Here is a 21,116-nt window from a genome sequence, read left to right on the forward strand (position 1 = left end):
TCCGCCGTGGCGGCCCTCCTGAGAGGCCTACTTGTGTTCTGTGACATCAGAATGGCATTCTTGCACACCGGGTCGCCCGTTGGGGCGCCGGCCGGGGGAGAGGGAGACCGTCATGTGGGATTTCGAGACCGACGCAGAGTTCCAGCAGAAGCTGGACTGGATGAACGAGTTCGTGCGCGAGGAGGTGGAGCCCCTCGACGCGCTGTGGGGCGACAAGGTCTACGAGCGGCCTATGGACAAGGCCCTGGTGGATGTCGTCGAGCCGCTCAAGGCCAGGGTCAAGGCCGAGCGCCTGTGGGCGTGCCATCTCGGTCCCGAGCTTGGTGGCGAGGGTTACGGCCAGGTGAAGCTGGCCTTGATGAACGAGATCCTGGGTCGGACCTCCTGGGGGCCGACGATCTTCGGCACCCAGGCCCCCGACACCGGTAACGCCGAGATCCTCGCCCACTACGGCACCGAGGAGCAGAAGGCGACATACCTGCAGCCGCTGCTCAACGGCGAGATCATCTCCTGCTACTCGATGACCGAGCCCCAGGCGGGTGCCGACCCGAGGGAGTTCACCTGCCGGGCGGTGCGCGACGGTGACGAGTGGGTCATCAACGGGTGGAAGTTCTTCTCGTCGAACGCGCGGTGGGCCAGTTTCTTGCTGGTGATGTGCGTGACGGATCCGGACGTACCGATCTACCAGGGGGCGTCGATGTTCATCGTTCCCACCGACACGCCCGGGGTCGTGATCGAACGCAATGTCGGGCTCTACGGAGAGGGCATCAACGAGGGTTCGCACGGGCTCATCCACTACCAGGACGTCCGCGTCCCTGCCGGCAACCTGCTCGGTGGCGAGGGGCAGGCGTTCGTCATCGCCCAGACCCGGCTCGGCGGCGGGCGGGTGCATCACGCCATGCGCTCGGTCGGGGTGGCGCAGCGGGCCCTCGACATGCTCGTCGAGCGGGCCTTGTCGCGTCACACTGCGGGCAGCATCCTGGCGGAGAAGCAGACGGTGCAAAGTTACGTTGCCGACTCCTACATCCAGCTCATGCAGTTCCGTCTCTACGTTCTGTACGTGGCGTGGAAGATCGACAAGGTCAACGACTACAAGGCGGTCCGCCACGACATCGCGGCGATCAAGGTGCTCACGCCGCAGGTGCTGCACGACGTGGTCCAGCGGACGATCCAGGTGCACGGCGCCTTGGGGGTGACCAACGAATTGCCTCTGGCCCGCATGTTCCAGGGTTCCCTGGCTCTGGGGTTGGCGGACGGACCGACCGAGGTCCACAAGGTGACGGTGGCACGCAGCATCCTTAAGAACGGCCGTCCGGCGCCTGGGTTGTGGCCGAGCGAGTGGATCCCGGCCAAGCAGGATGCGGCCCGCCAGAAGTTCGCTGAGCACATCGAGCACGAGGCGGCGCAGCTGTGACCGGCGCAGACTCGCAGGAGAAAGCGGGCGGGGTCAACATCGACGTCGGCGCCCTGGAACGCTGGATGGACCATGCTGAGCTCCCCGGTGCCGGCGCCCCCATGGAAGTGGGGTTCATCTCTGGCGGCAGTCAGAACGAGATCTTCGAGATCCGCCGTGGCGACCTGCACTGCGCGCTGCGCAAGCCGCCGGCGAGCGCGCCGGCTCCCCGTGACGAGGGGATCCTGCGAGAGTGGCGCATCATCGACGCGTTGACCGGCAGCGACGTGCCCCACACTGACGCGGTCGCGGTGTGCGAGGACGCGTCGGTGTTGGGCCGGCCGTTCTACCTGATGGGGTTCGTGGACGGGTGGTCGCCGATGGGTCGCGACATCCTGCCGGAGCCTTTCGCCAGCGATCCCGAGGCCCGGGCCGGACTGGCCTACCAGCTGGTGGACGGCATCGTGGAGATGGGCCGCTTCGACTGGCAGAAGGGCGGCCTCGGCGACTTGGGCCGCCCCGACGGCTACCACGACCGGCAAGTCGAGCGCTGGACCCGGTTCCTCGATCGGATCAAAGGCCGGGATCTTCCCGGCCTGGATGAGGCCACTGCGTGGCTGAGCACCCACCGCCCGCTCGATTTCGTGCCGGGGCTGATGCACGGCGACTACCAGTTCGCCAACGTCATGTACCGCCACGGCCTCCCGGCCACCCTGGCGGCCATCGTCGACTGGGAGATGGGCACGATCGGTGACCCGAAGCTGGACTTGGCGTGGGTCCTCGGCCGCTGGCCGGAGGACACCGCCGCGGAGCCCGACGCCATGGGCTACATCGACCTGTCCGGGATGCCGGGCCGCTCCGAGGTGCTCGACTACTACTCGAGGGAATCGGGGCGGCAGGTGGACGACTTCGACTACTACCTGGTGTTGGCCAACTGGAAGCTGGCCATCGTCCTCGAGCAGGGCTACCAGCGTGCCGGCGACGACGAGAAGCTGCAGGGCTTCGGACCCATCGTCCTCGACCTCATGGCCTCCGCCGGTGAGATGGCCTCGACCAGTGACTACCCGGCCACTGCGCCCTCGAGCCACTAGGGCGCGGCGTGGAGCAGACCCATATGCATCTGCGCGACCGTGCGGCTGCCCACCCCGACAAGCCCGCAGTGATCACCTCGGGCGGCGCATCGCTGTCCTACGGCGAGTTGGATCGTCGGTCCCGGCGGCTGGCGCGGGCTCTACGCGAACGGGGCCTCGAGACCGAGGACACCGTGGCCATCTTGATGGAAAACCAGATCCGCTACTACGAGGCGGTCTGGGCGGCCCAGCGCAGCGGGTTGCGGTACGTGCCGGTCAATTGGCATCTCCTTGCCGAGGAGATCGACTACATCCTCGAGGACTCCGGCGCGAAGGTGCTGTTGACCTCGCTGCTCCAAGCAAAGACCGTGACCGCGCTCGCTCCTGGCGGCCCTCCCCTTCGGGTGGCGGTCGACGGACCCGTCCCGAGTTGCGCCACCTACGATCAGTTCGTCGAAGGCGTGAGTGACGACCCCCTTCCACCGGAGTGGGAGATCGAGGGAGCAGAGATGCTCTACTCGTCAGGAACGACTGGTCGCCCGAAGGGGATCCAAAAGCCGGTCACGGCGAAGCCGCCGGGTGATCCAGAGGTCGCCCAGGTCCGTATCGCGGCCATGTCCGCAGAGCGCTACGGACAGGACGATGCGTCGGTCTACCTCATCCCCGGACCGCTCTACCACGCGGCTCCCCTCATCGTCGGGATGTCGGTGCTGCGCGTCGGCGGCACGGTGGTGGTGATGGACCGCTTCGACGCCGAGGCCTGCCTGGGCCTGATCGAACGCCACCGGGTGACCCATGCGCAGTTCGTGCCGACCATGTTCATCCGGATGCTGCGGCTGCCGGAGGAGGTGCGAGCCCGCTACGACGTCTCGTCGCTTCGGTGGGCCATCCATGCCGCAGCGCCCTGCCCAGTCGACGTCAAACGGGCGATGATCGACTGGTTCGGCCCCATTCTCCACGAGTATTACAGCGGCACCGAGGACATCGGCGGTACCAGCATCACATCCGAGGAGTGGCTTGCTCACCCCGGGTCGGTGGGGCGGCCGGGTCCTGGGATCACCATCCACATCCTCGGCGCCGACGACGAGGAGTTGCCGGCTGGCGAGCAGGGCCGCATCTTCATGGAGGGCGGCCAGCGTTACGAGTACCACAACGACCCGGTGAAGACCGCCTCGGTGGTGGGGCCGAACGGCTGGCGAACCCTCGGCGACATCGGCTACGTCGATGCCGACGGCTATCTCTTCCTCACCGATCGCTCCAGCAACATGATCGTCTCCGGCGGCGTCAACATCTACCCGCAGGAGGTCGAGAACCTCCTGGCGACGCACTCCGAGGTGACAGACGTTGCCGTGATCGGCGTCCCCAACGAGGAGTTCGGCGAGGAAGTCCGGGCGATCGTCCAAGCGGCGGACCCGGCCGCGGCGGGCCCCGCCCTAGAAGGCCGACTGGTCGAGTACTGCCGGCAGCATCTCGCCGGTTACAAGTGCCCGAAAGCGGTGGACTTCGTGGTCGAGCTGCCCAGGGAAGCCAACGGCAAGCTCTACAAGAGGCGACTGAAGGACGCCTACTGGCAGGGTCGGTCCAGCATGGTCATCTGACCCGTGCACCGCCAGCGATCTGCTCGACTCGGCGAACAAATATCAGCAATGAGGAGGACAGAGTGTTGATTCGCTGCTTGGCCGAGAGCTGTGGGATCGGGGTCCTCCTCACCGAGCATGACGCAGAGATTGTCATGTCGACCTGCGACTGGGTGTACGCCCTCGATTTCGGCCGCAAGATCGCCGAGCGAGCGCCGTTTACGCCCGGGTCATGACAGCTGCCGCATCAGCGGTGGTGACCGTCGACGACACCATCGCCACGGTCACCCTCAACCGCCCGGACCGGCGCAACGCCATAGACGTGCCGATGCTCGAGGAGCTGCTCGCCGGGCTCGAACGCCTGGCAGACGATGCGACCATCAGGGTGGTGATTCTCACGGGCGCCGGCGCGGCGTTCTGTGTGGGTGGTGATGTCCGCGCGATCGCAGACGGAGAGATGGCCAGACCGGCCCGGGGGCGCCCGGCCCGGGAGTGGATGCGCATCGACGAACTACTGCATGGCATGCCCAAGGCGACCATTGCTGCCATAAACGGTGCCTGCGGCGGAGCCGGCCTCTCCCTCGCGGCAGCCTGCGACCTCCGGTACTCAGCCGCCTCGGCGGTGATGGCGACCGCGTTCCTGCGAGTCGGGGTGCCTGGAGATCACGGCGGTATATGGTCGGTGACCAGGGCGCTCGGCGCCGCCAAGGCGAGGCAGCTGTTCCTGCTCGGCGAGCGGCTAAGCGCCGAGGACGCGTTACGGGCCGGGCTGGTGCACGGGGTTTGGCCCGAGGCTGAACTGCTCGCCGAGGTCCGCTCCGTCGCCGCCGTCCTTGCCAGCCGGCCGCCTGCGGCACTCGTCGCCATGAAAGCCAACCTCAACGACGCCATGGAACTGGACCTCGGCGCCTACCTCGACAGGGAAACGGCGCGCTTCGAGGCGGTCGTAGGTTCGGAGGCGACCCGGGCAGCCGCCCGGGCGTTCCTGGAAAAGTGACCCGAGCGTTCGACGGCATACGGGTGCTCGACCTCACGCAGTCGGTGGCGGGTGCCTTCTCCGGGATGCACCTCGCCGACCACGGCGCCGACGTCGTCCGGTTGACCCGGGACCGAACGCCAGACGGCCGGCCGAAGAGCAACAGGGAGGTCGCGCTGCTCTGCGCGCGTCGTAGCACCCGCACGGCCGTGCCCGATGAATGGCTGCCTGACGCTCGGCGGTTGGCGGCGAAGGCCGATGTAGTGCTGGCCGACGGGGCCGCCGACACCCTCGCTCGGCAAGGGCTGGACGCCGAAACCCTCATCGCTCGCACCTCCAGCCTGATCCACGTTCACCTACCGACCTATGGCGCGACCGCGGTGGCGCCCGACCTCCCCGAGGACGCGCTGCTGCTCTCCGCTCTCAGCGGAGTCGCTGATGCGCATTTCGCCACCAAGGAGCAGCCGGTGGCACCCGCCGTCCCCTTCCTGCTGTACCAACAGGGAGCTCTCGGGGCTGCTGCGGCGGCCGCCGGCCTGATCGGCCGCCAGCGGACGGGACACGGCTGGGCGGTGCGGGTGTCGGGCCTCCACGCCGTGGCGATCATGAACGCCGCCCTGATGCTCGATGCCCCTGGCATCGTCCGCTACGACGGTCCCAAGACACCGCTGCAAGGAGCGCCCAATTACCGCGCCTACCGATGCCGTGACGGTCGGTCGATCTTCCTCGGAACCCTGACGCCGCAGTTCTTCTTCCGATTCCTTGAACTGATCGACGGCATGGACGTCATGGTGCTGCCGGGGGTCGACGGCGAGTTTCTCAACCTGCGCCAGCCAGGGGTGCAGCCGGTGGCGATCGCTCGGTTGCAGGAGGTGTTCTCCACCCAGACGCTCGCTGAGTGGCGCGGCGCGCTGGACGATGCAGAGATCCCCAACGCGCCCGTGCTCACCCGCGCAGAGTGGGAGTCAAGCGATCTGGTGGCGGACAATGCAGGCCTGGTGACGGTCGAGCACCCGACCCTCGGACCCGTGCAGATGCCCAACGTGATGGTCGAACTGACGGCCACCCCGGGCGAGATCTCCGACCCGGGCCCTGCGGTGGCGGCACGGGAAGTGTGGGATGACGATCGCCGGCATCCCGTCCCGGTGCCACAGACGCCGGTCGCCACGGCAGGGCCGCTGGCCGGGGTGCGGGTCCTGGACCTCGGTACCTTCCTGGCCGGTCCGCTGGCAGCCTCCATCCTCTGCGACTTCGGCGCAGAGGTGATCAAAGTGGAGCATCCGGGAGGGGACGCCTACCGGATCTTCACCGCCGCGTTCGCTGCGGTCCATCAGGGAAAGGACAACGTGGCCTTGGACCTGAAGGACCAGACGGCGCGTGCGCACCTCCATCGGTTGGTCCGCGATGCCGACCTCCTGTTCGACAATGTTCGCCCGGGAGTCCAAGAGGCACTTGGCACCGATGCTGCAACGCTCCACGCCATCAATCCGCAACTGGTTCGCTGCACGATCACGGCATGGGGCCACGCATCGAGTAGCGCGCCGGCGTTCGATCCTCTCATCCAGGCCATGAGCGGCCTGATGGTGGCGCAAGGCGGTGTGGACGATCCCGTCCTCGAGTCGATGCCAGTCCACGACAACGCCTGCGCGACCCTCGCCGCGTTCGGAGCCCTTGCTGCCCTCTACGCCCGTCCCGGGCTCGGCGCTGGCCAGGAGGTCAAGATGTCGCTCACCGTGGCTTCGCTGGTCATCCAGGCGGGGGAACTGACCACCTTCGAGGGCCGTCCGCCGTCGGTGTCAGGAGGCCCCGATTTTCTCGGGCCCGACGAGCGGCACCGGCTCTACCGCTGCAGTGATGGGTGGATCGCGGTGGCGTGGACCGCGGACCCGCCGCCGGCCGGCGTGGCCTCGGTGCTCGTCGACGGTGAGAGGGACCTCGGTGCGGCGCTGGCCGCCAGCCCGTGCGCGACGGCTCTCCGCGCCCTGACCGCAGTCCAGGTGGCAGCCGTACGGGTCCTCGACCGAAGAGCGATCTACGACGACCCCTGGATGGCGGCCAACAACTTCTTCCGGACGGTGGACGACTCCGTGATCGGTGAGGTCACTGTGGTGCGGGGGTACGCGGACTGGGACGGCAAGGCCGATGCCGCGCCGAAGCACACGGCAGGGATCGGCGAGAACGACGGCAAGTGGCTCTAGCTGCGCGGGGCCGCCGGGACCGAGGTGAGCCCCCGTGCGAACTCAGGTAGCTGCGGCTCCGCCTCGCAGTTGCGCCCGGAGCGCGAACTTCTGCACCTTGCCAGAAGCGGTTCTCGGGAAGTTCTCCACCAGTTCGAGCCGCTCCGGCGTCTTCTGCCGGGCCACTCCGGCGGCGCGGAAGTGCTGCGCGACGGACTCGAGGTCCAGCAGGGAACCGGGGCGGACGACGACGAACGCGCAGACCGTTTCGCCCAGGCGCTGGTCGGGGGCGCCCACGACGGCAGACTCTGCGACCGCCGGCATCGTCGCCAGCACGTCCTCGATCGCCTTCGAGGACAGCGTCTCGCCTCCCCGGATGATGACGTCTTTCATCCTGTCGGTGATCGTCAAGAACCCGTGCTGGTCGAGGCGGGCGATGTCGCCGGTCCGAAACCACCTGTCGGTGAGGTAGGAGTCTTCATTCAGGCTCGGGTCTGTGTACCCGACGAACTGCTGCGGCCCGCGGCACACCAGTTCCCCGTCCTCACCTGGCCCGACGTCGGTCCCCTCGGCGTCCACGATCCGCGCCTCGTTGCCGGTCACCAGACGGCCGTCAGTGAAGGCCCGCTGATGTATCGAGTCGGTCCCGCACCCGGTCGACAGGACCGGGTGCTCGGTCGATCCGTACGAACGGAACGCCGCGATGCCCATTGCTTGCGCCCGCTCCACCAGGGTGGGTGAAACGCTGGCTGCACCGACGAGGTAGGTGGTCAGGGAGCTGATATCCCGCTTGGTGTCACGAGCGGAGTCGAGAAGCGAGATGAGATGAGTCGGCGCCCCGGACGTCGTCGTGACGCCATAGGACTGCACCAGCGCGGCCGCCTCGTCGGCGTCCCACCGATCCATCCAAACCGTCGACGACCCGGCCAGGGCCATTCGGATGTGGCTGAGCAGACCGGCCATGTGGCCGGCGGGGAACGCGGCCAACGACACCGTGTCCGGTCCGATCCCGAGCCGGGGGCCGGAGGTGCGGATCTGGGCTCCGAGGGTGTTGTGGGTGTGACATACGCCTTTGGGATCCGCCGTCGTTCCGGAGGTGTAGAGCACTACGCAGACCGCGTCAGGGTCGGTGACCGCAGCCGGGTCAGCGACCCTGCCGGCGGACTCGAGAGCGGACCACGGCACAAAGCCTGACGGAACCTCGTCGCCGACGACGACGACGGTCTCCAGTGACGGGACCTCACCCAGGTGTGCAACCCGCTGCAGGTAGTCGACGTTGCGCCACCGGTCAGGGAGCACGAGGACGCGCGCCCCGGACTCGCGCAGCACGAATCCGAGCTCGGCGGGACCGTAGATGTGGACGACGGGGACAGCTACCGCGCCGAGGTACAAGACGGCCTGGACGGTGATCAATCCTTCGATCCAGTTGGGAAGCTGCACTGCCACCCGGTCGCCGGGACCGACGCCGGCACCGGCCAGGCCGCCTGCGACGGCTCGGGCGCGGGCGTCGATGGTCTCGAGGTCCGCGAGCGACGAGTGCCCATCGCCCGTGAAGACGGCTTGGGCTCTTGGGTAGCGCCTGGCAGCCTTTGCCATCAGCTGTGGCAGCGTCTCGGGGAGGTAGAGACCCTGCTGGTACCAGGAGCTGCGGAGGGCTGCCATGACGCCAGCGACGGGATCGTTCACGCCAGGAAAATAGCAGGCGCTTTTAAGCGGCTTGCAAACACCGATGTCAGACGGTGGTGCGGGATGGGACGGAAGCGGGCGGTGTCCTCAGGTCGTCGAGACGAAGCTCGAGATGGCGGGCAACCAGCGATCGCCAGCCCTCGGACCCCCCGGGGACACTGGCATACAGCTTGTAGGTGGGCGATACTGGCGCCATGGCAGGTGTGCAACCGCGGTCGGAGCAGGCATACGCCACGCGGGCTGCGCTCATCGACGCGGCGCGTGCGCTCTTCGTGGAGAAGGGGTATCACCGCACCGGGACCGAGGAGATCGTCGCCGCTGCGGGGGTCGGGACGCGGGGTGCGCTCTATCACCATTTCGCCGACAAGCGAGCGCTGTTCCTCGCGGTATTCGAAGCCGTTGAGGAGGATTTGGTCGGGTCAGCCGCTGCGGGAGTTCTCCCCGGCGACGCCTTCGGGCAACTGCGGGCAGGCTTGCTGGCCTTCCTCGACGCGTCGCTGACACCCGAGGTGCAGCGGGTGCTTCTGCTCGACGGGCCAGCGGTGCTCGGATGGCGAACCTGGCGATCCTTGGAGGAGAAGTACGGGCTGGGGGCCATCCAGAGCCTGCTGGGTCAGGCGGTGGAGGAGGGAGCGGTGCGCCGGCAACCCCTCGGTGCTCTCGCGCATCTCCTCCTCGCCGTCATCGACGAGGCGGCGCTGTTCGTCGTGCACGCCGTCGACCCCGCCGCGGCGAGGGCTGAGGCGGCTACGGCCGTCGACGGCCTCCTGGCCGGCATCCGGACGGACCCGACACCGCCCCCGTCCCGGTCACCTGCGAAGGGCGGGAGGCGGCGGACGGTCCGCTGAGCACGGGACTTGGTGGCTCCGAGCCGGGCGGTCGCGGTGGCTTGACAGCGCCCCGGCTTCGATACAAGCTGTAGGTGAAAAGTCGCCTGCGGATATCGGGGCGCTGGGCATGGGGAGGCCGGGATGACTGCGAAGCAGGTAGTGCAGGACTTTTGCGACTTGATGGTCAGGCGGGATGCCGAGGCGCTCCGGCCGTATCTGGCCGACGACGTCGTGTACCAGAACGCAGGCATGCCGGCGAGCGCCGGGATCGACCAGGTGATCGACAACATGGCCGGGCAGTTCGCGATGTTCCCCGACTCCTACGAGTACCGCACGATCAACGCCGTCGCCGAGGGCGAGGTGGTGATGAACGAGCGGCTCGACATGGTCAAGGGTCCCGACGGGACCGTGCACGGCCTGCCGGTCATGGGGGCGTTCGTGGTGAGGGACGGGAAGATCGCCCGCTGGACCGATTACTGGGACAGCGCCCTCATCGGGAAGATGATGAGCGGCGAGGACTACGCCGCGCTGGTCCCGGCGTACTAGAGCCCACGGCTCGTGGGTCGAGTTTCGGCAACCGGAGAGACGGAGCAGAGGGTATGAGGGTTCGAGTCGACGAGGAAAAGTGTCAGGGCCACACCCTGTGCGCGATGGCAGCGCCGGACGTGTTCGTCCTGAGCGACGTGGACGGGCACGCCTCGGCACCGGTGGCTGCGGTGCCGGCCGAGATGGAGGCAGCGGTGCGGGCTGCGGCGGGGTCGTGCCCCGAGCAGGCGATCGTGGTCGAGCCGTGAGCGGCACGACGACGGGCTCGGACCCGAAGGCGTGCCCGGTGCACTTCGACCGGCACACCCCCGATTACCGGGAGAAGTTCGTCGAGATCACCGAGGAGCTGCAGCAGTCCTGCCCGGTGGCGTGGAGCGACACCTACGACGGGCACTGGGTGGTGAGCGGACACCCAGAGGTGTTCGAGATCGCCCGGTCCGCCGCGAACCTCTCGAACGACCACGACGTCCACGGCGTCCGCAAGGGATACAAGGGGATCGCGATCCCTTACGCAGCCCCGCTCCAGGTCGGGTTCTTGGAGATGGACCCGCCAGAGCAGCGCGACTACCGGGCCATCCTCAACCCGTACCTGTCGCCGGCCGCCGTGGCGCGCTGGAAGCCGCTGGCGGAGGACGTGACCCGCGCCTGCCTGGACGCAGTGATCGAGTCGGGGCGGATCGACTTCATCGATGACCTGGCCAACATCGTCCCGGCGGTGATGACGCTGGCGATGATGGGGATCCCGCTCGCGGACTGGCCCATCTACTGCGAGCCGGCCCACGCGACGGTGTACACGCCACCGGATTCACCGGACCGGCCGCGGGTGGTCGACCAGACGCTCACCATGGCGGCCAAGCTGGGCGAGGCAGCTGCCCTGGGGAGGACGACGCGCAGGCCGGGCCTCGTCGACGCGCTCATCAACGGCGAGGTCAACGGCCGGGCGCCGACCGACGAGGACATCATGGGAGTGCTGTTCCTCCTAATCGGCGGCGGGTTCGACACCACCACCGCGCTCACGTCGCACTCGCTCGAGTGGCTCTACGAGCACCCCGAGGAGCGGGACCGGCTCCGCCAGGATCTCGGAGGCTTGCTGGACTCGGCCACCGAGGAGTTCCTGCGCTTCTACACGCCGGCCCCGGGAGACGGCCGGACTATCGCCAACGACTGCGAGATGGCCGGCGTCGCCTTCAAGGAGGGCGAGCGGATGTGGTTGTCGTGGGCGATGGCAAACCGGGATCCGGAGGTGTTCCCTGATCCCAACACCATCCACCTGGATCGGGAGATGAACCGGCACACCAGCTTCGGGCTGGGTGTCCACCGCTGCATCGGCTCCAACATGGCTCGAATGGTGTTCAAGACCATGGTCACCGCGGTGCTGACACGGATGGCGGACTACGTGTGCGACAAGGCCGGGACGGTCCACTACGAGACCATCGGGGTCATCAACGGCATGCGCAAGCTCCCTGCCACCTTCACCCCCGGCGCACGGCTCGGCGACGACCTGGACGCGACGCTGGCCAGATGGCAGGAGGCCTGCGACACGCAGGCCCTCGCCGAGCCGATCACCCGGCGCAGCACCCCCGGCGCCGCGTAGGCGACCCATGCGGAGGAGGGTGCGGCCCTGCTTGTTGATCGAGCCGGCCAGCAAGACGCTGGCCCTGCTCGCCGTCGTGCTTCGCGAGGTGCACCTATGCGGCCAGGCAGGACAAAAAACTTACGACGAACAGCTCGGCACGCGAAGTGACCGGGCGGTGACCGGGCCGTGACGCCGTACTGCGGGAAGACCGCCGCCGACGCCCTCGTCGCCGTGCTGGATCCGCACGGCGACGAGGCACGACGGCCCGTCTATCTCAAGCCGCGCCCCCCGAACGCCCGGCCTGCGCGATGACCGAAGCGACGTGGGCGGTGTGCTGGCGGTCGAACTCCTCGGCCGCCTCCTCGTCGCCGGCCATCTCGGCGTCGATGTCGGTCTCGGCGTAGCCGATCACGCCCATGTCGGTGAACGCCTTGCGGATCTTCGGGCCCCACAGGCCGATGTCTTTGAGGATCGGCACGATGCGCATGAACAGGTACGAACGGAACGTCCGCTGCATCTCGCTGTGCTCCACGTAGTCGGCGACCTCCTGGGGCAGGCCGAGGCGCTCCCACACCTCCTCGCCCAGGAACCGGTCCCGCATCCGGTAGCAGGCGTCGACGCAGAACTCCTCGCGCTCGTCGCGCTCGGCCTGGGTCAGGTACGGGTAGTAGTCGCGCAGCGCCAGGCGACCGAACATGACGTGGCGGGCCTCGTCTTGCATCACGTATGCGTTGAGCGCTTTGCCGAGCGGCTCGGTGGCCATGTTGCGGATCACCCCGAACGCGGCCAGCGCCAGGCCCTCGATGAGGACCTGCATGCCGAGGTAGGTCATGTCCCAGCGGCTGTCCGAGACCGCGTCGTCGAGCAGGCTGGCAAGGTTCTTGTTGAGCGGGTAGACCAGCTGCACCTTCTCGTGCAGGTACCGGCTGTAGACCTCGACGTGGCGCGCCTCGTCGATCACCTGGGTGGCGGCGTAGTACTTGGAGTCGATGTTGGGCACCGTCTGCACGATCTTGGCGGTGCAGATGAGCGCGCCCTGCTCGCCGTGCATGAACTGGCTGAACCGCCAGGCCTCGAGGTGCTTGTGAGCGGCGTTCTTCTCCGCCATGGTCATCTTGTCCCACCACTCGGTCCCGAACAGCGGGTGGATCTCGTCGGGCATCCCGACGGGGCGCTCCGGGTCGCACTCCTGGCTCCAGTCGAGGCGGTCCGAACCGATCCACTGCCGCCTGGTTCCCTTGTCGTAGAGCCGCAGCAGCTGCTCCCGGCCGTGCGTGTAGTCGAAGTCGAACGTGGTGGTGGCCGACGCCGGGATTCCCCATGCGACGCTGCTGGCGGTCAGGGTCTCGTCGATGCTCGCGGCCCCGAAACCGGACTCGGTTGTTGTCACTCCGATGAACCTCCCCCGGTGCCCGCCCCACGGCGTGACACCGCGTCACAGACTACGCCGGCGCCGGCCATCCGTCGAGGGGCTGCCGATCCCAGGTGCAGTCGTGCTCGCTCCGAGTGGCCGGTTAGCCTCGAAACGTGGAACCTGCTGCCAATGTCGCGCCACGAGGCGAGGCGCGCCGAGAGGCCACCAGGCGGACGATCGTCGCGGCCGCCGAAGCCCTCCTGGCCGAGCGGACCTACTGGAACCTGACCGTCGAGGAGGTCATGGCCTCCGCCGGCCTGACCCGCACGGCGTTCTACCGATACTTCCCCGACATGGAGGCGGTGCTGCTCGCCGCGCTGGCCGACATCAGCGCCGAGTTGCTCGACGCCGCCGGTCGCTGGTTGTCCCTCGACGCCGACCCGGAGGGCGCCATGCTGGCGGCCACCACCGGGCTGGCGGAGGTCTACCAGCGCCACGGGCGGATCCTGCTGGCCTTCGCGGAGGCCGCATCGGGCGGAGCGGCGATGCAAGAGGCGTGGCACGACGTGGTCGACTCGTTCATCCTCCCGGTCCGGGCCCGCCTCGCCGATCTCGACGCCCAGGGCCGCAGCCACCTGGCCCATCGCGACGAGGTGGCCCGGGCGCTGGTGTGGATGACCGAGCGCTACCTGCTGGAGACCTACGGGCGGGGCCGGGACGTGCCGGTGGCGGTGGCCGCCGAGACCCTGGCGCAGGTGTGGCGAGCCGTCGTCCTCACTGAATAAACAGCTTCTCCTTGTTAAAACAGTAACTTCTCCGTATACTGCGTCCAGGAACCTGAACGAGGGAGGGATGTTCCATGGAGCGCGACGGAATGCCAGGTGGGGAAATGGTCGCGGTGGTGACCGGCGGGTCTCTGGGTCTCGGCGCCGCCCTGGCTGAAGGACTGGCCCGGGACGGCTGGACGCTGGTCATCGACGGGCGCGACGGGGCTGTCCTGGACGCGGCCGTGGCGCGCCTGGGGGCTGTGGCCGGGGACAGCTCCGCGGTGGTGGGGATCGCCGGCGACGTGACCGACGCCGCCCACCGTGAGGCGGTGGCGGAGGAGATCGCCCGCCGCGGCCACCTGGACCTTTTGGTCAACAACGCCAGCACCCTCGGGCCGTCGCCGCTCCCGGCGCTGGTCGACTACCCGCTGGAGGAGTTCCGCCGGGTGTTGGAGGTCAACGTGGTCGCCCCGCTGGCGTTGCGCCAGGTCCTCGCCGGCCTGCTGCGGGCCGCGCCGGCGCCGGCGGTGCTCGACATCACCTCCGACGCGGCCGTCGAGGCCTACGAGGGGTGGGGCGGTTACGGCGCATCCAAGGCCGCCCTCGAGCGACTGTCGGCGGTGTGGGCGGCGGAGAACCCGTGGTGCCGGACCTGGGCGCTGGACCCCGGAGACCTGCGCACCCGGATGCACCAGGAGGCGTTCCCCGGCGAGGACATCTCCGACCGGCCGGCGCCGGCGACGGTGGTCCCCGCCATCGTCGCGCTCCTGCAGTCGGCGCCGCCGAGCGGCCGGCTGCGGGCCGCGACCCTCCTCGCGTCCGCCGGCCCGACCCCGGCGCCGGCGGGCATCGAGGCCCGCCGGTGAGCCCGGTGACCCGCATCCGCAACCGGGCCGGCGAGGACCGGGCCGACCCCCTGGCCGCCCCGCTTCCGCCCGGTGCCGAGGCGACCGCACCGCCAGAAGAACGCGGCCTGGCCCGCGACGAGGTCCGCCTCCTCGTCGCCGACCCCGCCGGCGGGATAGAGCACCGCAGGTTCCGGGACCTTCCCGACGTGCTCGAGCGCGGCGACCTGCTCGTCGTCAACACCTCCGCCACCCTGCCCGCCGCGCTGCCCGCGTCGGTGGCCGACCAGCCCGGCGTGTTGCACCTCTCCGGCCGGCTCCCCGCCGGCTTGTGGCAGGTGGAGTTGCGCCACCCGGCGGGCGGTGCGACCAGCCCATGGCTGGACGCCGAACCAGGCACGGTGATCGACCTCCCGGCTGGCGGTTGGGCCGCGCTGCTCGCGCCGGCGTCATCCCCGCCGGAGCGCGACGGGCGGTCCGGGATCCGGCTGTGGCTGGCCCGCCTAGAGCTGCCCGAGCCGCTGCTCGGCTACCTGGCCGCCAACGGCAAGCCCATCCGCTACGGCTACGTCACCGCCGAGCGGCCCCTCGCCGCATACCAGACGGTCTTCGCGGACCAGCCCGGATCGGCCGAGATGCCCTCCGCGGCAAGGCCCTTCAGCGCCGAGCTGGTGACCCGGCTGGCGGCGCGGGGCGTGGTGTTCGCCCCCTTCACCCTGCACTGCGGCGTGTCGTCCCCCGAGGCTCACGAGCCTCCGCCCACCGAGTGGTACGAACTGCCGGCCGAGTCTGCGGCGCTGGTCAACGGCGCCCGGGCCGGCGGCCACCGGGTCATCGCGGTGGGCACCACCGCGGTGCGGGCCCTCGAGACCGTCGCCGGCGCCGGCGGGGTGGTGCACCCCGGCCGGGGCTGGACCGACCTGGTGGTCACCTCGGACCGTCCGGTCACCACCATCGACGGGCTGATCACCGGGTGGCACGAACCGCAGGCCAGCCACCTCGAGATGCTCCAGGCCGTCGCCGGGCGGCCGGTGCTGGAAGCCTCCTACACTGCGGCCCGGACGGGGAGGTACCTCTGGCACGAGTTCGGCGACAGCCACCTGCTGCTGCGATGACCGTCAGCGCCACCGGCGAGACAGGCGAGACCGGCGAGACCGGCGGGGCGGCCAGCGGGCCGCTGGAGCTGGCCCCGAGCGAGGCGGCCGGCACCGGCGCCGGCCTGGCCGGCTTCGCCCCCGGAGCCCGGCGGGTCCTCGAGGCGTTGAAGCTGGCCGGCGACGCCTCCGCCGAGCAGCTGGCGGCGTCGATCGGAGTCACGGTCAGCGCGGTGCGCCAGCAGCTGGGGCCGCTCGAGGACGCCGACTTGGTGGCCCACCGCGACCATCGAGCCGGTCCCGGTCGGCCCCGCCGGCGCTACTGCCTGGCGCCGGCGGCGGAGGCGCTGTGGCCCAAGCGCTACGGGGCGTTGACCAACGAACTGCTCGGCTTCATCGAGGAGACCGCCCCCGACGCGGTCAGCGCCGCGTTCGACCGCCGCGGCGAGCAGCGCCGGCGCCGGGCGGAGGAACGCCTGGCGGGCATGGACCTGCAGGCCCGGGTCGCGGGGCTGGCTGGGATCCTCGACGAGGACGGCTACCTGGCCGGGTGGGAGCAGACCGGGCCGGGGGAGTGGATGGTCTCCGAACGCAACTGCGCGATCCTCGACGTCGCCCAACGCTACGGTCACGCGTGCCGAAGCGAGCTGGACTTCCTGCGCGCCGTGCTGCCCGGCGCCGAAGTCGAGCGGGTCACCCACATCGTCGAGGGAGCCCACGCCTGCGCCTACCGGGTCCGGGCGGCGAGCTAGCGCTGGAGGATATCCCGCTCCCGGTACAGCCAGATCGGGCTACGGGGAAGGTCGATAAAGCGGCGCTCGTCCTCGATCAGGGCCTTCGCGGCGGCCCGGCCGTCCTCGGTGGTGGCGGCGAGGAGGATGTCGTCTTCGCCGTCGAACCACAGCTCGGCGATGCCGTCGAAGCCCTCCGGCCCATGCCTGGATCCGGCCAGTGCCTGCGCCACCGCACCGTTGATCCGGTGCAGCTGCTGGTAGCGACGAATTCGGAGTACCTCGGCGAGGGAGCGCACCAGAGGTCCGTGCCTGTCATACCAGTACGCCGTGAACTCCTCCTGGGAGAGGGCCGGGAGCCGGTGGAGGCCGAAGACGAGCGTCACCATCGAGCGCTCACATGACCCGGCCGCCGTCGGCGACGACGACCTGCCCGGTGGTGTAGGTCCATGACGCCACGTCCATGATGACCCGGGCGATCTCATTCGCCTGGCCGAGGCGGGCGAGGGGCTGGCCGTCCAGGATCTGCACTCGTTGCTCGAGGGTGACCCCTTGGAGCAGGTCGGTGTCGGTGATTCCCGGCGCGATCAGGTTGACCCTGACGTCGGGGGCCAGCATCCGAGCCAGGGTCTTGGTCGCGCCTATCAGCCCCGCCTTGGAGGCGGCATAGGGCAGCGAGTGGACTGAGCCGACGATGCCGCCCGTGGATCCAACGTTGATCACTGCGCCGCGGCCGGCAGCCAGGTCGCTCGACAGGTTCCGGGCCAGCCACACAGGAGCCGTGAGGTTGAGGGCCAGCGTGGCGTGCCACCGGTCCCAGTCGAGGGATCCGAGCGGGCCGCTGTTGGTGACCCCTGCGTTGTTGACCAGCAGTGTGACGGGCCCGAGGGTGCGGGCCGCGGCCACTGTCGCCTCCAGCCCTTCGACCTGGGTCAGGTCGGCCTGGCACACGGCGGCCTGCTTGCCGGTCCCGGTGATTGCTGCGGCCACCGCCTCCGCAGCCGCGACGGCGCCGACGCACCCGACCAGGACGTCGTAGCCCCGACGGGCGGCCTCGATGGCGACGGCCCGGCCGATGCCCCGGGAGGCGCCGGTGACCAACGCTACCCCGCTCACGTGTGCTGGTACTTACCGGCGGCGTTGGCCAGGTAGGTCTTGTCGCGGGTGCTGACACCGAAGGGGTAGGGGATGTCGTCACCGGCCAGGCGGGCGAACCGGGGGCCGTTCCTCGCCCGCATTTCGTCGGTCACGTACCCGGGAGCCTCCTGGCGCAGCAGGTACATGCGAACGAAGTAGGAGATCAGGCTGAAGCGGTAGCCGGGGGTGCGGCGGGGGAGCGATCCATGCCAAGTGTTGCCGTGGAAGATGACCAACGACCCGGTGGCGGCCTCGACCGGCACGGCCAGGTGGTGGGCCTCGACCTCGCTCGGGAGGGGGTGTCGGGCCAGCTTGTGGCTGCGGGGCACGAACGTGATGGCGCCGTCGTCGGCGGAATAGTCGCTTAGGAGGAGCGTCGAGTTGGCCACCTGCGAGTAGGCGGGGAAAGGAGCAGGGATGCCGACGTTGTCGGTGTGGAGGTCGAGCATCTTGTCGCTCGGGCCCTTCATGAACGCGCTCATGCTCGACAACACGCAGCTCTCGCCGAGGAGGTGGGTGATAAGAGCCAGTGACACGGGGTTCATCAGTGCCCGCTCGAAGCAACGTCCCTCGGCCAGCATCCGGTGCTCGAAGTACGAACGGTGGGTGGCCGCGCTGCCCGGGCCGACCTCGTCCGGCGCTATCTCGAAGCGGGCGGCGGCTAGCCCGGTCAACCGCACCCGGATCTCCTCGATGAGGGGCCCGGCGCCGACTTTCTCCGGACCGACGACGGTGTAGCCGTACTCGTCGAGCTCTGCGACGTTGGCCTCGAGGCCGAGCTCCCGGACCGGGGCGAAGGTGTCGGGCGTGTCGCTCAGCGCCGGGTACGACGCGAAGCTCAGGCGGCCGGCCGGTGCGCTCACGCCTGGTCATCCGCGGAGTGGGCGGCCTGGGAGAACACCGAGCCGTACTCGTCGCGCAGCAGGTGCTTCTGGATCTTGCCGACCGCGTTGCGGGGCAGCTCGTCGACGAAGCGGACCGTCCGGGGGGTGTTGTAGCCGGCCAGGTGCTCGCGGACCCACGCCTTGATGGTGTCAGCAGTCGCCTCGCTCGGGTCGTGGCCGGCCCGCAGCACCACGACGGCGCACACCTGCTCCTCGTAGCGGGGGTCGGGTAGGCCGATCACCCCGGCCTCGGACACTGCAGGGTGGCCCTGAAGGCAGTCCTCGACCTCCTTGGAATACACGTTCTGCCCGCCACTTCGGATCATGTCCTTCTTGCGGTCGACGATGAACAAGAAGCCCTCGTCGTCGGCGTGGGCTATGTCACCGGTGTGGAGCCAACCGTCGACGATGGCAGCCGCGGTTGCCTCGGGGTTGGCCCAGTAGCCGGACATGCGGGGGCCCTTGAAGCACAGCTCGCCGGCCTGCCCGGGAGCGACCGGCTTATTGTCGGAGTCGAGGAGCGCGATCTCCACCCCCGGGATGGCCCGCCCGATCGACCCCCAGTGCTGGAAGATCTCGCTCGGCAGGCACAGGGTGACGAAGGGGCCGCCCTCCGTCAGCCCGAACGTGTGGGCCATGGCGCACCGGCCCTCATGGGCGCCGAAGACCTCCGCCGTGCGCTGCATGATGCCGCTCGGGTCGTAGGCGCCGTAATAGACCAGCCGCACCGACGATAGGTCGGTGGTGGCCAGGCTGGGGTGGTTGAGCAGTTCGTGAAGCATGGTCGGCACGCCCAGCACGACCGTCACCCCCTCCCGCTCGAGGGTGGCGAGCACCTCGCCGGCGTCGAACTGCCTGAGCAGGCATACCCGGCCCCCCATGAGGAGGAAGAGCTTCATGTGATCCCAGTTGCCGACATGGAACGGCGGGAAGTAGTTCATGAACACGTCACCGCTGGTGGGCTGGAGCGCAGCGGCCATGGCGACGGCGTCATCGACGGTCCGGCGGTGGCTGAGCATGGCCCCCTTTGGGCGACCGGTCGTGCCCGAGGTGTAGAGGATCATGTGGGTGTCTTGCTCGTCGAGCCCGGGCGCGGCGGCGCCGTCGTGGCCGGCACCCCCGGCGAGGAACGCTTCCCAGTCGCCGCGATCGGTGTCCGCCACGGGCATGGACAGGACCCGGGTGTGCTCTGGCAGTGCGCCGAGCGAGGCGCGCAGTTCGTCTTCGACGAACAGCAGCGTCGGGTCGCAGTTGCCGATCGTGTACTCGTGCTCGGCGGCTCGGTGCCAGAAGTTGAGCGGCACAAGGATCGACCCCGTAGAGGCGGTGGCAAAGTAGAGGAGGAAGTACTCGAGGGTGTTCTTGGCCAGCACCGCCACCCGGTCGCCCCGGCCGATCCCCGCCCCCCGCAGGGCCGCCGACACGCCGCGCACCCGGTCCTCGAGCTGGTCGTAGGTGTAGCGCCCCTCGCCGACGACGAGAGCCTCGTCGTGCGGCCTGGTGAGCGCATTATGCCGGATGATGTCGCCGACGAGCACCGGATCTCCCCTGTGAAGCCGGGTGGGTGGAACGGACATGGTTGCGCCGTGTGATCCCGGTCACTCAATTTCTAACAAGTGATTGATCGAAGGTCAAGCGACTGCTAGCTTCTGCGCAATCGACCCGGAGGGGGTCGCATCCGGAGGGACGGTCGTCGTGGCGACTTCCGAGGGCGCCACCGGCGCCGCTCGCACCAAGCGAAAGTTCAACGAGGAGAAGTGGCGCCAGATCCTGGATGCCGCCGCGGAGACCTTTGCCGCCAAGGGCTACGAGGCGACCAGCATCCGAGACGTCGCTGATGCCGTCGGGATGCTCGGCGGCAGCCTCTATTACTACATCAAGACCAAAGAAGATCTCCTATACGCGCTGATCGATGACTTTCACCAAGTCGGCATGGAGGAGGTCGCACGGGCCGAGGTCGAGGCCGCGGCCGCCGGCCACGCCGGCGATCCGCTGGCGATGCTCCGCGCCGTGTGCGTGCGCCACGCCGAGGTCAACGTCCGGAGCAGGACGCTCTCGACAGTGTTCTACAACGACTTCCGCCACCTCGGCGCCGAGCGCAAGCAGCACATCGTCGACAGCCGCCGCACCCACCAGCACCGCATCGAGGAGCTCATCGTGCAGGCCCAAGCCGCCGGCGAGGTCCCGCCGGACCTCGACGCCCGCCTCACGGCCCTCGCCATGCTGTCGATGCTCAACGCCACCAACACCTGGTACCAGGCCGACAAGGACACCTCCGGCCGGCCGATCGGGGAGGTCCTCGCCAGCCTCCTCATCGACGGCCTGGCCTCCAGGCCGGCCGTGGTCGCCCCCTCCAAGCCCAAGGCCGCGCCCGGTGCCACCAAGAAGGCCGCACCCCGCTCCGCCGCTCGCCGGCAGGGCGGCCAAGTCGTGCCCATCAAGGGCGCCTCGCGCCGGAAGGAGCGCTGACGTG

The 21,116-nt window shown here is 69.2% G+C and carries 22 protein-coding genes; 16 read left to right on the forward strand and 6 right to left on the reverse strand.

Annotated elements, in window-relative coordinates:
* The first annotated feature begins 112 nt into the window (after positions 1 to 112).
* The 6 genes from K6U06_RS02655 to K6U06_RS02680 all read left to right on the forward strand — a co-directional run bounded on the left by K6U06_RS02655 (position 113) and on the right by K6U06_RS02680 (position 7,214).
* On the forward strand, positions 113 to 1,414 hold the full coding sequence (locus K6U06_RS02655; protein ID WP_262320337.1) for an acyl-CoA dehydrogenase family protein: 1,302 nt from the start codon (positions 113 to 115) through the stop codon (positions 1,412 to 1,414).
* Positions 1,415 to 1,479: 65 nt separating this feature from the next.
* Complete coding sequence (locus K6U06_RS02660) at positions 1,480 to 2,484, forward strand: phosphotransferase family protein (RefSeq protein ID WP_410050969.1); 1,005 nt, start codon at positions 1,480 to 1,482, stop codon at positions 2,482 to 2,484.
* Positions 2,485 to 2,507: 23 nt separating this feature from the next.
* The gene (locus K6U06_RS02665; protein WP_410050970.1) at positions 2,508 to 4,061 is read left to right on the forward strand and encodes an acyl-CoA synthetase; all 1,554 of its coding nucleotides are present in this window, start codon (positions 2,508 to 2,510) and stop codon (positions 4,059 to 4,061) included.
* A gap of 62 nt (positions 4,062 to 4,123) precedes the next feature.
* Positions 4,124 to 4,276, forward strand: coding sequence for a hypothetical protein (locus K6U06_RS02670; RefSeq protein WP_262320340.1), 153 nt, complete (start codon positions 4,124 to 4,126; stop codon positions 4,274 to 4,276).
* Positions 4,273 to 5,037, forward strand: coding sequence for an enoyl-CoA hydratase-related protein (locus K6U06_RS02675; RefSeq protein WP_262320341.1), 765 nt, complete (start codon positions 4,273 to 4,275; stop codon positions 5,035 to 5,037). The genes K6U06_RS02670 and K6U06_RS02675 overlap by 4 nt, the downstream gene beginning before the upstream one ends.
* A complete protein-coding gene (locus K6U06_RS02680; protein ID WP_262320342.1) occupies positions 5,034 to 7,214 on the forward strand; it encodes a CoA transferase in 2,181 nt (726 codons plus the stop codon). Before K6U06_RS02675 ends, K6U06_RS02680 begins: the two co-directional genes overlap by 4 nt.
* Before the next feature lie 42 nt (positions 7,215 to 7,256).
* Here the strand turns inward: K6U06_RS02680 and K6U06_RS02685 are convergent, their stop codons facing one another.
* The gene (locus tag K6U06_RS02685) at positions 7,257 to 8,879 is read right to left on the reverse strand and encodes an AMP-binding protein (RefSeq protein ID WP_262320343.1); all 1,623 of its coding nucleotides are present in this window, start codon (positions 8,877 to 8,879) and stop codon (positions 7,257 to 7,259) included.
* Positions 8,880 to 9,073: 194 nt separating this feature from the next.
* Between K6U06_RS02685 and K6U06_RS02690 the strand changes: the two genes are divergently transcribed.
* From K6U06_RS02690 to K6U06_RS02710, 5 genes are all read left to right on the forward strand, one after another.
* Positions 9,074 to 9,727, forward strand: a complete 654-nt coding sequence (locus K6U06_RS02690) for a TetR/AcrR family transcriptional regulator (protein ID WP_262320344.1) — start codon at positions 9,074 to 9,076, stop codon at positions 9,725 to 9,727.
* A gap of 123 nt (positions 9,728 to 9,850) precedes the next feature.
* A complete protein-coding gene (locus tag K6U06_RS02695; RefSeq protein WP_262320345.1) occupies positions 9,851 to 10,255 on the forward strand; it encodes a nuclear transport factor 2 family protein in 405 nt (134 codons plus the stop codon).
* Between the two features lie 53 nt (positions 10,256 to 10,308).
* Complete coding sequence (locus K6U06_RS02700) at positions 10,309 to 10,503, forward strand: ferredoxin (protein WP_262320346.1); 195 nt, start codon at positions 10,309 to 10,311, stop codon at positions 10,501 to 10,503.
* Positions 10,500 to 11,849 carry a cytochrome P450 gene (locus tag K6U06_RS02705; protein WP_262320347.1) on the forward strand — a complete coding sequence of 450 codons (1,350 nt, stop codon included), beginning with the start codon at positions 10,500 to 10,502 and terminating at the stop codon, positions 11,847 to 11,849. Before K6U06_RS02700 ends, K6U06_RS02705 begins: the two co-directional genes overlap by 4 nt.
* Positions 11,850 to 11,880: 31 nt before the next feature.
* Positions 11,881 to 12,021 (forward strand): hypothetical protein, encoded by a 141-nt coding sequence (locus K6U06_RS02710; protein WP_262320348.1) that lies wholly within the window; start codon positions 11,881 to 11,883, stop codon positions 12,019 to 12,021.
* An 84-nt stretch (positions 12,022 to 12,105) separates the two neighbouring features.
* Here the strand turns inward: K6U06_RS02710 and K6U06_RS02715 are convergent, their stop codons facing one another.
* A complete protein-coding gene (locus K6U06_RS02715) occupies positions 12,106 to 13,221 on the reverse strand; it encodes a ferritin-like domain-containing protein (protein WP_262320349.1) in 1,116 nt (371 codons plus the stop codon).
* Positions 13,222 to 13,358: 137 nt separating this feature from the next.
* On the opposite strand from K6U06_RS02715, the gene K6U06_RS02720 reads away from it, so the two are divergent.
* The 4 genes from K6U06_RS02720 to K6U06_RS02735 all read left to right on the forward strand — a co-directional run bounded on the left by K6U06_RS02720 (position 13,359) and on the right by K6U06_RS02735 (position 16,643).
* Positions 13,359 to 13,970, forward strand: a complete 612-nt coding sequence (locus K6U06_RS02720) for a TetR/AcrR family transcriptional regulator (RefSeq protein WP_262320350.1) — start codon at positions 13,359 to 13,361, stop codon at positions 13,968 to 13,970.
* Positions 13,971 to 14,044: 74 nt separating this feature from the next.
* Positions 14,045 to 14,818 carry an SDR family NAD(P)-dependent oxidoreductase gene (locus K6U06_RS02725; protein WP_262320351.1) on the forward strand — a complete coding sequence of 258 codons (774 nt, stop codon included), beginning with the start codon at positions 14,045 to 14,047 and terminating at the stop codon, positions 14,816 to 14,818.
* A 5-nt stretch (positions 14,819 to 14,823) separates the two neighbouring features.
* Positions 14,824 to 15,912: an S-adenosylmethionine:tRNA ribosyltransferase-isomerase gene (locus tag K6U06_RS02730; protein WP_410050971.1), complete on the forward strand. Its 1,089-nt coding sequence runs from the start codon at positions 14,824 to 14,826 to the stop codon at positions 15,910 to 15,912.
* On the forward strand, positions 15,909 to 16,643 hold the full coding sequence (locus tag K6U06_RS02735; protein WP_262320353.1) for a helix-turn-helix transcriptional regulator: 735 nt from the start codon (positions 15,909 to 15,911) through the stop codon (positions 16,641 to 16,643). The genes K6U06_RS02730 and K6U06_RS02735 overlap by 4 nt, the downstream gene beginning before the upstream one ends.
* Here the strand turns inward: K6U06_RS02735 and K6U06_RS02740 are convergent.
* From K6U06_RS02740 to K6U06_RS02755, 4 genes are read right to left on the reverse strand one after another with little or no spacing between them, the layout of a single operon-like run.
* Positions 16,640 to 17,011, reverse strand: coding sequence for an EthD domain-containing protein (locus K6U06_RS02740; protein WP_262320354.1), 372 nt, complete (start codon positions 17,009 to 17,011; stop codon positions 16,640 to 16,642). The genes K6U06_RS02735 and K6U06_RS02740 overlap by 4 nt on opposite strands.
* A gap of 7 nt (positions 17,012 to 17,018) precedes the next feature.
* Positions 17,019 to 17,738 carry an SDR family NAD(P)-dependent oxidoreductase gene (locus tag K6U06_RS02745; RefSeq protein ID WP_262320355.1) on the reverse strand — a complete coding sequence of 240 codons (720 nt, stop codon included), beginning with the start codon at positions 17,736 to 17,738 and terminating at the stop codon, positions 17,019 to 17,021.
* A complete protein-coding gene (locus K6U06_RS02750) occupies positions 17,735 to 18,622 on the reverse strand; it encodes a phytanoyl-CoA dioxygenase family protein (RefSeq protein ID WP_262320356.1) in 888 nt (295 codons plus the stop codon). Before K6U06_RS02750 ends, K6U06_RS02745 begins: the two co-directional genes overlap by 4 nt.
* A complete protein-coding gene (locus K6U06_RS02755; protein WP_262320357.1) occupies positions 18,619 to 20,181 on the reverse strand; it encodes a class I adenylate-forming enzyme family protein in 1,563 nt (520 codons plus the stop codon). The genes K6U06_RS02750 and K6U06_RS02755 overlap by 4 nt, the downstream gene beginning before the upstream one ends.
* A gap of 157 nt (positions 20,182 to 20,338) precedes the next feature.
* Here K6U06_RS02755 and K6U06_RS02760 point away from each other — a divergent pair, with 157 nt between their 5' ends.
* A complete protein-coding gene (locus K6U06_RS02760) occupies positions 20,339 to 21,112 on the forward strand; it encodes a TetR/AcrR family transcriptional regulator (protein WP_262320358.1) in 774 nt (257 codons plus the stop codon).
* Positions 21,113 to 21,116 lie beyond the last annotated feature (4 nt).

The sequence above is a fragment of the Acidiferrimicrobium sp. IK genome (assembly GCF_025499425.1).
GTDB lineage: Bacteria > Actinomycetota > Acidimicrobiia > Acidimicrobiales > Palsa-688 > Acidiferrimicrobium.